11 protein-coding genes and 2 tRNA genes are annotated in these 12,645 nt (G+C 57.6%); all 13 read left to right on the top strand.

Annotated features, from left to right (window positions below):
- Positions 1-15 precede the first annotated feature (15 nt).
- On the top strand, positions 16-1,353 hold the full coding sequence (gene glmM / locus INT12_RS01650; protein WP_017847420.1) for a phosphoglucosamine mutase: 1,338 nt from the start codon (positions 16-18) through the stop codon (positions 1,351-1,353).
- 66 nt (positions 1,354-1,419) lie between these two features.
- A complete protein-coding gene (tpiA, locus tag INT12_RS01645) occupies positions 1,420-2,175 on the top strand; it encodes a triose-phosphate isomerase (protein WP_193039619.1) in 756 nt (251 codons plus the stop codon).
- A gap of 4 nt (positions 2,176-2,179) precedes the next feature.
- Positions 2,180-2,563 (top strand): preprotein translocase subunit SecG, encoded by a 384-nt coding sequence (gene secG / locus INT12_RS01640; RefSeq protein WP_010206600.1) that lies wholly within the window; start codon positions 2,180-2,182, stop codon positions 2,561-2,563.
- Positions 2,564-2,585: 22 nt separating this feature from the next.
- Positions 2,586-2,671: transfer RNA gene (locus tag INT12_RS01635), tRNA-Leu, on the top strand.
- Between the two features lie 96 nt (positions 2,672-2,767).
- Positions 2,768-2,844: transfer RNA gene (locus INT12_RS01630), tRNA-Met, on the top strand.
- Between the two features lie 141 nt (positions 2,845-2,985).
- A complete protein-coding gene (rimP, locus tag INT12_RS01625) occupies positions 2,986-3,444 on the top strand; it encodes a ribosome maturation factor RimP (RefSeq protein WP_193058741.1) in 459 nt (152 codons plus the stop codon).
- A 47-nt stretch (positions 3,445-3,491) separates the two neighbouring features.
- Positions 3,492-4,973, top strand: a complete 1,482-nt coding sequence (gene nusA, locus INT12_RS01620) for a transcription termination factor NusA (protein ID WP_008057419.1) — start codon at positions 3,492-3,494, stop codon at positions 4,971-4,973.
- 27 nt (positions 4,974-5,000) lie between these two features.
- Positions 5,001-7,529, top strand: coding sequence for a translation initiation factor IF-2 (gene infB, locus INT12_RS01615; RefSeq protein WP_017847423.1), 2,529 nt, complete (start codon positions 5,001-5,003; stop codon positions 7,527-7,529).
- 159 nt (positions 7,530-7,688) lie between these two features.
- The gene (rbfA, locus tag INT12_RS01610; RefSeq protein WP_017847424.1) at positions 7,689-8,084 is read left to right on the top strand and encodes a 30S ribosome-binding factor RbfA; all 396 of its coding nucleotides are present in this window, start codon (positions 7,689-7,691) and stop codon (positions 8,082-8,084) included.
- Between the two features lie 3 nt (positions 8,085-8,087).
- Complete coding sequence (truB, locus tag INT12_RS01605) at positions 8,088-9,005, top strand: tRNA pseudouridine(55) synthase TruB (RefSeq protein WP_014719950.1); 918 nt, start codon at positions 8,088-8,090, stop codon at positions 9,003-9,005.
- Positions 9,006-9,164: 159 nt separating this feature from the next.
- Positions 9,165-9,434: a 30S ribosomal protein S15 gene (gene rpsO / locus INT12_RS01600; protein WP_003176135.1), complete on the top strand. Its 270-nt coding sequence runs from the start codon at positions 9,165-9,167 to the stop codon at positions 9,432-9,434.
- A 195-nt stretch (positions 9,435-9,629) separates the two neighbouring features.
- Positions 9,630-11,735, top strand: coding sequence for a polyribonucleotide nucleotidyltransferase (pnp, locus tag INT12_RS01595; RefSeq protein ID WP_017847425.1), 2,106 nt, complete (start codon positions 9,630-9,632; stop codon positions 11,733-11,735).
- 295 nt (positions 11,736-12,030) lie between these two features.
- Positions 12,031-12,633, top strand: a complete 603-nt coding sequence (locus INT12_RS01590) for a BON domain-containing protein (protein WP_017847426.1) — start codon at positions 12,031-12,033, stop codon at positions 12,631-12,633.
- The last annotated feature ends 12 nt before the right edge of the window (positions 12,634-12,645 follow it).

The raw sequence follows: 12,645 nt of genomic DNA, 5'->3' as shown, positions 1-12,645 counted from the left end.
AATGATGGAGCACTTATGACAAAGAAATACTTTGGCACCGACGGTATCCGTGGTCGGGTCGGCGAGTTTCCGATTACCCCCGATTTCATGCTCAAGCTGGGTTGGGCGGCAGGCATGGCGTTCCGCAGCATGGGCGCGTGCCGCATCCTGGTGGGCAAGGACACGCGTATCTCAGGCTATATGTTTGAGTCTGCGCTGGAGGCCGGTTTGTCCGCCGCCGGTGCCGATGTAATGCTGCTGGGCCCGATGCCGACCCCGGCGATCGCTTACCTGACGCGTACCTTTCATGCCGAAGCCGGCATTGTGATCAGTGCTTCGCACAATCCTCATGATGACAACGGCATCAAGTTCTTCTCGGGGCAGGGCACCAAGCTGCCGGATGAGATCGAGCTGATGATCGAAGAGCTGCTGGATGCGCCGATGACGGTGGTCGAGTCCAGCAAGCTGGGCAAGGTGTCGCGGATCAACGACGCCTCTGGCCGTTATATCGAATTCTGTAAGAGCAGTGTGCCAAGCAGCACCAATTTCGCCGGGCTGAAGATCGTCGTCGACTGTGCCCATGGTGCGACCTATAAAGTGGCGCCGAGCGTATTCAAGGAGCTGGGTGCGGAAGTAACGGTGCTGTCGGCCCAGCCTAACGGGTTGAACATCAACGAAAACTGCGGCTCCACGCATATGGAGCAATTGCAGGCTGCCGTCCTGGCCGAGCATGCCGACCTGGGTATTGCCTTTGATGGCGACGGCGACCGCGTGCTGATGGTGGATCACACCGGCGCCGTGGTTGATGGCGATGACTTGATGTTCATCATTGCCCGCGACCTGCATGAGCGTAACCGCTTGCAGGGTGGTGTCGTCGGTACGCTGATGAGCAATCTCGGGCTGGAGTTGGCACTGGGCGAGCTGGGCATTCCTTTTGTGCGTGCCAATGTCGGGGATCGTTATGTGATTGCCGAACTGCTGGAACGCAATTGGCAGATCGGTGGCGAGAACTCCGGGCATGTCGTGTGCTTCCAGCACACCACCACGGGCGACGCGATCATCGCCGCGCTGCAGGTGCTGTTGGCGTTGCGCCGTCGCCAGGAAAGCCTGGCCCAGGCGCGTCAAGCCCTGCGCAAGTGCCCGCAAGTGCTGCTCAACGTGCGCTTTGCCGGTGGCGACAACCCGATCGAACACCCGGCTGTCAAGGCGGCCTGCGAGCGCGTGACCCTGGCAATGGCGGGGCGTGGGCGCGTGTTGTTGCGCAAGTCCGGCACAGAGCCGCTGGTGCGCGTCATGGTCGAAGGTGAGGACGAAACCCTGGTTCGCGGGCATGCCGAAGACCTGGCAAAACTAGTAACTGAAGTTTGCTCCTGAATTCGGCTTGCCAGTGATGGTGTGGTTGGGTAACATCTGCGCCCACTTTGACCGACGAGGTACAGCATGCGTCGCACTATGGTAGCTGGTAACTGGAAGATGCACGGTACCCGCGCCAGTGTCGCTGAGCTGATCAATGGCCTTCGTCACTTGGCCTTGCCGAGCGGTGTTGATATCGCGGTTTTTCCATCTTGCTTGCATATCAACCAAGTGGTTGATGGCTTGAAAGGTAAGTCGATTCGGGTCGGCGCGCAGAATTGCGCAATGGAACCCATGCAAGGTGCGCTGACAGGTGAGATTTCGCCAAGTCAGTTGGTTGATGCGGGTTGTTCCTACGTGCTTGTCGGGCACTCCGAGCGCCGTCAGTTGATGGGCGAACGGGATGGGACGCTCAATCGCAAGTTCGCAGCGGCACAGGCTTGTGGCTTGATTCCGGTGTTGTGCATAGGGGAGACCCTTGAACAGCGCGAATCGGGCAAGACTCTTGAAGTTGTCTCGCGTCAGCTGGGCAGCATCATCGAGGAGCTGGGTGTTGGTGCGTTTGCGAAGGCAGTCATCGCTTACGAGCCGGTCTGGGCCATTGGCACCGGGCTGACTGCAACACCGCAACAGGCGCAGGATGTGCATGCAGCTATCCGCGCGCAGTTGGCGGCAGAGAATTCTGAGGTCGCACAAGGTGTGCGGCTTCTATACGGCGGCAGCGTGAAGGCGGCCAATGCGGTCGAACTGTTCGGCATGCCGGATATCGATGGGGGGCTCATTGGTGGAGCTTCCCTGAATGCAGATGAGTTCGGTGCGATTTGTCGCGCCGCGGGAAACTGAAAAAATGCTGGAAACAGTCGTAGTCGTTTTTCATCTGTTGGCTGCCCTGGGCGTAGTTGCCCTGGTTTTGTTGCAACAGGGTAAAGGTGCGGATGCTGGTGCGTCTTTCGGTGCAGGTGCTTCAAATACTGTGTTCGGAAGCCAAGGTTCCTCTACCTTTCTTAGTAAGTTTACTGCTATACTTGCCGCAGGTTTCTTCATAACCAGCTTAGGGTTAGGTTACTTTGCTAAAGAGAAAGCTCATGTGCTGACTCAAGTAGGTTTGCCAAACCCAGCAGTGTTGGAAGTACCAAAAGCAAAACCGGCTTCTGATGATGTCCCGGTGCTTCAAGAGCAAAAGTCGGCTACTCCAGCGACTGACGTGCCTCCAGCTCAAGAGCAGAAGTAAGAAGGGTTGTAAACGCTGTATTGCCGAGGTGGTGGAATTGGTAGACACGCAACCTTGAGGTGGTTGTGCCCATAGGGTGTAGGGGTTCGAGTCCCCTTCTCGGTACCAATTATCAGGAGAGCCCGCTGTTGCGGGCTTTCTTGTAGGTGGAAGGTTACATTGACCCTGTAAGGGATCGGTCGTATACTTCCGCCCCAGCTTTGTCGCGGGGTGGAGCAGTCTGGTAGCTCGTCGGGCTCATAACCCGAAGGTCGTCGGTTCAAATCCGGCCCCCGCAACCAGTTTTAGCGGAGCCCCTTATTAAGGGGCTTTTTGTTAGCTGGACACTTTCAACGCCGCTATTCGACGGCGTTTCAAGGATGGGCGTTTCGCCCATTTTTTTATTTTGCACAGCATGCACATACATGCACGAGGGGGTTCAGGTGTCGAGCAAGCTAGAAGAGTTGCAGGCCTTGCTGGCCCCGGTGGTCGTGGCCCTGGGCTATGAATGCTGGGGTATTGAGTTTTCGGCTCAAGGTCGCCACTCAATGTTGCGCGTTTATATTGATAAAGAGGGCGGCGTGCTGGTGGACGATTGTGCCATTGTCAGCCGTCAGATCAGTGGCGTCCTGGATGTTGAAGATCCAATCGCCGTTGAGTACACCCTCGAAGTTTCCTCGCCTGGCATGGAACGCCCACTGTTCACTCTCGAGCAGTTTGCAAAATTTGCCGGTGGACAAGTGAAAATCAAGCTGCGATCTCCCTTTGAAGGGCGACGCAATTTTCAGGGCCTTCTGCGCGGTGTAGCAGAGCAGGATGTCGTGGTGCAAGTAGAAGACCATGAGTTCCTGTTGCCGATCGATATGATCGACAAGGCCAACATTATTCCCAGTTTTGACTGAGACGCGGATCCCGCGGATCCAATGGCTTGCGAAAGGCGAGGCGTACGATGAGCAAAGAAGTACTGCTGGTTGTTGAGTCGGTATCCAATGAAAAGGGCGTACCGGCAAACGTGATTTTTGAAGCGCTGGAGCTGGCCCTGGCCACTGCGACCAAAAAGCGTTTTGAAGACGAAGTTGATCTGCGTGTGGAAATCAACCGCCACACCGGTGCCTATGAAACTTTCCGTCGCTGGACGGTCGTTGAAGAAGCCGATCTTGATGATCCGGCCATCGAAACCTGGCCGAGCAAGGTCGCTGAAACGCACCCTGGCGCCAAGGTCGGTGATGTTGTCGAAGAAAAGATCGAATCGATCGAGTTCGGCCGTATTGCTGCACAAACTGCCAAGCAGGTCATTGTGCAGAAGGTTCGCGAGGCCGAGCGCGCTCAAGTCGTTGACGCCTATCGCGAGCGCCTGGGTGAAATCATCTCCGGCACCGTGAAAAAAGTTACCCGCGACAACGTGATCGTCGACCTGGGCAACAACGCCGAAGCGTTGCTGGCCCGCGAAGACATCATTTCTCGCGAAACCTTCCGTGTCGGCGTGCGTCTGCGTGCGCTGCTCAAGGAAATCCGCACCGAGAACCGCGGTCCTCAGCTGATCCTGTCGCGTACCGCGCCGGAAATGCTGATCGAACTGTTCCGCATCGAAGTGCCGGAAATCGCCGAAGGCCTGATCGAAGTCATGGCTGCGTCCCGCGACCCGGGTTCGCGCGCCAAGATCGCGGTCCGTTCCAAGGACAAACGCATCGACCCGCAGGGCGCTTGCATTGGTATGCGCGGTTCGCGCGTCCAGGCAGTGTCGGGCGAGTTGGGCGGTGAGCGTGTGGATATCGTCCTGTGGGACGATAACCCGGCGCAGTTCGTGATCAACGCCATGTCGCCAGCTGAAGTGGCGGCAATTATCGTTGACGAAGATGCCCATGCCATGGACATCGCCGTTGGCGCAGACAATCTGGCTCAGGCCATTGGTCGTGGTGGTCAGAACGTGCGTCTGGCCAGCCAACTGACCGGCTGGACCCTGAACGTGATGACCGAATCGGACATCCAGGCTAAGCAGCAAGCTGAAACCGGTGACATCCTGCGCAACTTCATCGACGAGCTGGAAGTCGACGAAGACCTGGCGCAGGTGCTGGTAGATGAAGGCTTCACCAGCCTGGAAGAGATTGCCTACGTACCGTTGGAAGAAATGCTCAACATCGATGGCTTTGACGAAGACACCGTCAACGAGCTTCGCGCTCGGGCCAAGGATCGTTTGTTGACTAAAGCCATCGCTACTGAGGAAAAGCTGGCAGACGCCCATCCGGCCGAAGACCTGCTCTCGCTTGAGGGTATGGACAAGGATTTGGCGATGGAACTGGCGGTGCGCGGCGTAATTACCCGCGAAGACCTGGCCGAGCAGTCTATTGACGATCTGCTCGACATCGACGGCATTGACGATGATCGTGCCGGCAAGTTGATCATGGCCGCCCGAGCCCATTGGTTCGAGTAATTAGGCGCGGCCTGAGGAGAGAAGTGCATGACGCAAGTCACGGTGAAACAACTGGCCGATGAGGTCAAAACACCGGTAGAGCGCCTGTTGCAGCAGATGCGTGAGGCAGGTCTGCCGCACACCGCCGCCGATGAAGGTGTGAGCGATAGTGAGAAGCAGTCTTTGCTGACTCACTTGAAGAGCAGCCACAAGGCGAAAGTGGAAGAACCGCGCAAGATTACATTGCAGCGCAAAACCACCAGCACCCTGCGTGTTGCTGGTAGCAAGAGCATCAGCGTTGAAGTACGCAAGAAGAAAGTCTTCGTACAGCGCAGCCCGGAAGAAATCGAAGCCGAGCGCAAACGCGAACTGGAAGAACGTCGCGCAGTAGAAAATGCTGCTCGTCAGAAGGCTGAAGAAGAAGCCAAGCGTCGCGCCGAAGAAGAAGCGCGTCGCCAGCCTGCTGCTGCGCAACCTGCTGCCACTGATGCGGTCGCTGCTCCTGCTGCCGCGCCTGTAGAAGCTGCGCGTGAGGCCGCTCCGGTGGCCGCTGCACCAGCACCTGCTGCTGATGCGCGTAAACGCGACGAACCTCGTCGTCCGGACAAACCACGTGCCGACGATAACAGTCGTCGCGGTGGCGGCGGTGATGGTGAGCGCAAAAACGCTCCGCATCGTGCTTCGGTCAAAGAGAAAGCGCCTGCGCCACGCGTTGCCCCACGTACCACCGACGAAGAAAGCGACAGCTTCCGTCGTGGTGGTCGCGGCAAGGCTAAGCTGAAAAAACGCAACGCCCACGGTTTCCAGAGCCCAACCGGCCCTGTCGTGCGTGAAGTGAAGATCGGCGAGACCATCACTGTGGGCGATCTCGCCCAGCAGATGTCGGTCAAGGCAGCTGAAATCATCAAGTTCATGTTCAAGCTGGGCACTCCGGCCACCATCAACCAGGTACTGGATCAGGAAACTGCCCAACTGGTTGCTGAAGAGCTGGGCCACAAAGTGACCCTGGTCAGCGACACCGCCCTGGAAGATTCCCTGGCCGAGTCCCTGAAGTTCGAAGGTGAAGCCGTTTCCCGTGCGCCGGTCGTGACCGTAATGGGCCACGTTGACCACGGTAAGACTTCCCTGCTCGACTACATCCGTCGTGCCAAGGTTGCGGCAGGCGAGGCTGGCGGTATTACCCAGCACATCGGCGCCTACCACGTTGAAACCGATCGCGGCATGGTGACGTTCCTCGACACCCCTGGTCACGCCGCGTTTACCGCGATGCGTGCCCGTGGTGCCAAGGCGACCGACATCGTGATCCTGGTCGTTGCAGCAGACGACGGCGTGATGCCTCAAACCATCGAAGCCGTTCAGCATGCCAAGGCAGCTGGCGTACCGTTGGTGGTTGCGGTGAACAAAATCGACAAGCCGGGCGCCGATCTCGATCGCATCCGTAGCGAACTGTCGGTTCACGGCGTGACTTCCGAAGAATGGGGTGGCGACACTCCATTCGTACCGGTCTCGGCGAAAGTCGGTACTGGCGTTGACGAACTGCTCGAAGCTGTTCTGTTGCAAGCCGAAGTCCTGGAACTGACCGCTACGCCATCGGCTCCTGGCCGTGGTGTTGTGGTTGAGTCCCGCCTCGACAAGGGCCGTGGCCCGGTGGCGACCGTTCTGGTTCAAGACGGTACCCTGCGCCAAGGCGACATGGTGCTGGTCGGTTCGAACTATGGCCGTGTACGTGCCATGCTCGACGAGAACGGCAAGTCCATCAAGGAAGCCGGTCCGTCCATCCCTGTCGAGATTCTCGGCCTGGACGGTACCCCGGACGCTGGCGACGAGATGAGCGTGGTTGCCGACGAGAAGAAAGCCCGTGAAGTGGCTCTGTTCCGTCAAGGCAAGTTCCGCGAAGTCAAGTTGGCCCGTGCTCACGCCGGCAAGCTGGAAAACATCTTCGAGAACATGGGCCAGGAAGAGAAGAAGACGCTTAACATCGTCCTCAAATCTGACGTCCGTGGTTCCCTCGAAGCGTTGAACGGCGCCTTGAACGGCCTGGGTAACGACGAAGTGCAAGTGCGTGTCGTCGGTGGCGGTGTCGGTGGTATCACCGAGTCCGACGCCAACCTGGCACTGGCTTCCAACGCTGTACTGTTCGGCTTCAACGTGCGTGCCGATGCTGGCGCTCGCAAGATCGTCGAGCAGGAAGGCCTGGACATGCGTTACTACAACGTCATCTACGACATCATCGAAGACGTCAAGAAAGCCCTCACCGGCATGCTTGGCAGCGACGTCCGGGAGAACATCCTGGGTATCGCCGAGGTGCGTGACGTGTTCCGCTCGCCGAAATTCGGCGCGATCGCCGGCTGCATGGTTATCGAAGGCACCGTTCACCGTAACCGTCCGATCCGTGTACTGCGTGAAGACATCGTTATCTTCGAAGGCGAGCTGGAATCCCTGCGCCGCTTCAAGGATGACGCTTCCGAAGTACGTGCCGGCATGGAATGCGGTATCGGCGTCAAGAGCTACAACGACGTCAAGGTTGGCGACAAGATCGAAGTCTTCGAGAAGGTTCAGGTTGCTCGCAGCCTCTAACTCGCGCACTTCAGGAGCCACGCCGCGTGTGGGCATGCAAATGCCCCGCGCAACGTCCGGACTCTAAACGCAACGCCCGGTCTGGCTTTTGTCAGGCCGGGCGTTTGCCGCTTTCAGACCCCACGGGTTTCACCGTGTGGCAGTAACAGGTAACAAGACATGGCAAAAGAATACAGCCGTACCCAACGTATCGGCGATCAGATGCAGCGCGAGCTGGCCCAACTGATCCGTCGCGAAGTCAAAGATCCTCGTGTTGGCCTGGTCACCATCACCGCCGTTGAAGTGAGCCGTGACGTAGGTCACGCAAAAATCTTCATCACCGTGATGGGTGAGGACAGCAGCGAAGAAATCGCGCAAAGCATCAAGGTGCTCAACTCGGCCGCAGGTTTCCTGCGCATGCAGTTGGCCCGCGAAATGAAGCTGCGCAGCGTGCCTCAGTTGCACTTCCACTACGACGAAAGCGTCGTGCGTGGCGCGCACCTGTCGGCATTGATCGAGCGCGCCGTGGCTGAGGATAATCAGCATCCGTCCACACCTGAAGACGCCAAGGAGTAAGCGGTGGCTCAGGTCAAACGTATCCGTCGCAACGTCAGCGGCATCATTCTGCTCGACAAGCCCATTGGCTTTACCTCCAATGCCGCCTTGCAGAAGGTCCGCTGGCTGCTCAATGCCGAGAAAGCCGGGCACACCGGCAGCCTCGACCCCCTGGCCACCGGCGTGTTGCCGTTGTGCTTTGGCGAGGCCACCAAGTTCTCGCAATACCTGCTCGATTCCGACAAGGGTTACGAAACCCTGATGCAACTGGGCAAGACCACCACCACGGCCGATGCCGAGGGTGATGTTTTGCAGGTTCGCGACGTGACCGTTGGTCGTGCTGATATCGAGGCTGCTTTACCCGCTTTTCGTGGGCAAATCAGCCAGATACCGCCGATGTACTCGGCGCTCAAGCGCGATGGGCAACCACTTTACAAGCTGGCTCGTGCGGGTGAAGTAGTGGAGCGCGAACCGCGTTCTGTTACTATTGCGCGCTTGGAATTGCTCGCCTGTGAAGGCGACACCGCACGCCTGGCCGTGGACTGCAGCAAAGGCACCTATATCCGTACCCTGGTGGAAGATATCGGTGAAAAGCTCGGTTGCGGCGCGTATGTCGCAGAACTGCGACGCACCCAGGCCGGCCCTTTCAGCCTGGCCCAGACGGTGACGCTGGAAGAGTTGGAAGCGGTACACGCCGAAGGCGGCAATGAAGCGGTCGATCGCTTCTTGATGCCATCGGACAGCGGTTTGCTCGATTGGCCATTGCTGCACTTCTCGGAGCACAGCGCGTTCTACTGGCTCAACGGCCAGCCGGTACGTGCCCCGGACGCGCCGAAATTCGGCATGGTGCGGGTACAGGATCATAACGGTCGCTTTATCGGTATCGGTGAAGTGAGCGAAGACGGGCGCATCGCGCCGCGTCGACTGATTCGGTCAGAATGACCGAAACCAGTTTGTGGTAAAAGCGTATCAGCCTTTACGCAAGCTGGAACGAGGGTGGCTGTTAACAGGCACGGTCACTACTCATTTTTAGATACAGGGATTTGTCCCTGGCCTGTTGAAACTGCCCTTTGGGTGGTTTCCTGAAAAAAGGATTGCCTCATGGCTCTCGACGTTCAAGAAAAAGCACAAATCGTAGCTGACTATCAGCAAGCTGTTGGTGACACTGGTTCGCCAGAAGTGCAAGTTGCACTGCTGACCCACAACATCAACAAACTGCAAGGTCACTTCAAGGCCAACGGTAAAGATCACCACTCCCGTCGTGGTCTGATCCGCATGGTAAACCAGCGCCGTAAGCTGCTGGACTACCTGAAAGGCAAGGATCTGGGTCGTTATCAGGCTCTGATCGGTCGCCTGGGTCTGCGTCGCTAATAAGCGATTGCGCTAGAGGTTGGTTGTTTGCCGTGTGTCAGTGGGATTCCCGCTGGCCCATGGCAGGCTTCCAGCCTCAAGTTTTATCTGGATACACGTTTTACCCCTGGACAAGGGTTGGGCCGATTCCCGACATTGCCCAAGAATTTCGCAAGAAGACAAGTTCCCCAAGAGCCACAAAGAAGGTAGGACACCGTGAACCCGGTTATCAAAAAATTTCAGTTCGGTCAGTCGACCGTTACCCTCGAGACAGGCCGTATCGCCCGTCAAGCCTCCGGCGCAGTGCTGGTTACCGTTGACGACGACGTTACCGTACTGGTGACCGTTGTAGGCGCCAAGACTGCAGACCCAAGCAAGGGCTTCTTCCCTCTGTCTGTTCACTACCAGGAAAAGACTTACGCTGCCGGTAAGATCCCTGGCGGTTTCTTCAAGCGCGAAGGCCGTCCTTCCGAGAAAGAAACCCTGACTTCCCGACTGATCGACCGTCCGATCCGTCCGCTGTTCCCAGAAGGCTTCATGAACGAAGTGCAGGTTGTCTGCACCGTCGTCTCCACCAGCAAAAAGACCGATCCGGACATCGCTGCGATGATCGGTACCTCGGCTGCCCTGGCTATCTCCGGCATTCCTTTCGATGGCCCGATCGGCGCTGCGCGCGTGGCTTTCCACGAAAGCACCGGCTACCTGCTGAACCCGACTTACGAGCAACTGAAAGCCTCGAGCCTGGACATGGTCGTTGCCGGTACCTCGGAAGCCGTACTGATGGTTGAATCGGAAGCCAAAGAGCTGACCGAAGACCAGATGCTGGGCGCGGTACTGTTCGCTCACGACGAGTTCCAGGTTGTGATCAACGCCGTTAAAGAACTCGCTGCCGAAGCCGCCAAGCCAACCTGGGCCTGGGCTCCGCAAGCCGAAGCCACCGAACTGCTGGGTGCGATCCGTGCCGAGTTCGGCGAAGCGATCTCCCAGGCCTACACCATCACCGTCAAGGCCGACCGTTACGCTCGCCTGGGCGAGCTGAAGGATCAGGTCGTTGCCAAGCTGTCCGGTGAAGAAGGCCAGCCTTCTGCCAGCGACGTCAAAGCAGCATTCGGCGAAATCGAATACCGCACCGTTCGCGAAAACATCGTTAACGGCAAGCCACGTATCGACGGTCGCGACACCCGCACCGTGCGTCCGCTGAACATCGAAGTCGGCGTTCTGCCGAAGACTCACGGTTCTGCGCTGTTCACCCGTGGCGAAACCCAGGCCCTGGTCGTTGCGACCCTGGGTACTGCCCGCGACGCACAGCTGCTGGACACCCTGGAAGGCGAGAAAAAAGACCCGTTCATGCTGCACTACAACTTCCCGCCGTTCTCGGTGGGCGAATGTGGTCGCATGGGTGGCGCCGGTCGTCGCGAAATCGGTCACGGCCGTCTGGCCCGTCGTTCGGTTCAGGCCATGCTGCCAGCCGCCGACGTGTTCCCGTACACCATCCGTGTCGTGTCGGAAATCACCGAGTCCAACGGTTCCAGCTCCATGGCTTCGGTCTGCGGTGCTTCCCTGGCACTGATGGACGCTGGTGTGCCGATGAAGGCGCCGGTTGCCGGTATCGCCATGGGCCTGGTCAAAGAAGGCGAGAAGTTCGCCGTCCTGACCGACATCCTGGGTGACGAAGACCACCTGGGCGACATGGACTTCAAAGTAGCCGGTACCGCTAAAGGTGTTACCGCGCTGCAGATGGACATCAAGATCAAGGGCATCACCGAAGAGATCATGGAAATCGCTCTGGGCCAAGCCCTGGAAGCGCGCCTGAACATCCTCGGCCAGATGAACCAGATCATTGGTCAGTCCCGCACCGAACTGTCGGAAAATGCTCCGACCATGATCGCGATGAAAATCGACACCGACAAAATCCGTGATGTCATCGGTAAAGGCGGCGCGACCATTCGTGCGATCTGTGAAGAGACCAAGGCTTCGATCGATATCGAAGACGACGGCTCGATCAAGATCTTCGGCGAAACCAAGGAAGCTGCAGAAGCGGCGCGTCAGCGCGTTCTGGGCATCACTGCCGAAGCCGAGATCGGCAAGATCTACGTCGGTAAAGTTGAGCGCATCGTCGACTTCGGCGCATTCGTCAACATCCTGCCGGGCAAAGACGGTCTGGTTCACATCTCCATGCTGAGCGACGCTCGTGTTGAGAAAGTGACCGACATTCTGAAAGAAGGCCAGGAAGTGGAAGTGCTGGTACTGGACGTGGACAACCGCGGCCGTATCAAGCTGTCTATCAAAGACGTGGCAGCAGCCAAGGCTTCGGGCGCTTAAATACCCGCAGGCTTCACGCTGAAAAAAGGACTCTTCGGAGTCCTTTTTTTATGCGTGCAGGAAAATGCCGAAAAATCAGACGCTTAATCACAGCCAAAAGCCGCAACTTGCATGCAGCCACGCTCTGCTTCATGCAAATTGCACGAATCCGAAAATTCGCTCAATCTATAACTCTTTGTTTTTAAAGGGTTTATTTGCAGGCTTCGACTTGGCACAGTGCCTGCAACAGTCCTGTTAATGCTGCAGCATCAAGGTTCACACACTGCAGACTTTTAATAAAACAGGAGTTACTCGTATGAAGAAGTTCGCTCTCGCTACCGCAACTGCTACCGCCCTGACCCTGGCCATGGCCAACGTTGCCTTCGCTCAAACCGCGCAGGCGCCGATGACGCTGGCAGCTGGCGAAATGACCAAAGCCAAAGAGTCCACCTCGGACACTTGGATCACCACCAAAGTCAAAGCTGACCTGCTGACCGAAAAGGGCATCCCAGGTTCGGACATCAAGGTTGAGACCAACAAAGGTGTGGTTTCCCTGTCTTCGACCGTTGCCATCTCTGACTCGCAGAAAGCTACCGCTGTCGCCATCACCAAGCGTATCAAGGGTGTGACCGCTGTATCCGCTGACGGTCTGCTGGCTGGCGGTGCGGTAAAAGCCGACAACATCGACACATCCAAAGAAGCCGCTTCGGACACTTGGATCACTACCAAGGTGAAGGCTGACCTGGTTACTGAGAAAGGCATTCCGGGTACCGACATCAAAGTCGAAACCAACAAGGGCGTAGTTTCCCTGTCTTCTTCCGTTGCAGTGACCGAAGCGCAGAAAACTACCGCGGTGAACATCACCAAGAAAATCAAAGGCGTGAAAGCTGTATCGGCCGATGGCCTGAAAGCAGAGTAACGCTCAACCAAT

It is taken from the genome of Pseudomonas sp. K8 (assembly GCF_014889455.1).
Lineage (GTDB): Bacteria > Pseudomonadota > Gammaproteobacteria > Pseudomonadales > Pseudomonadaceae > Aquipseudomonas > Aquipseudomonas veronii.
This window is presented reverse-complemented; position numbering and strand designations above follow the sequence as displayed.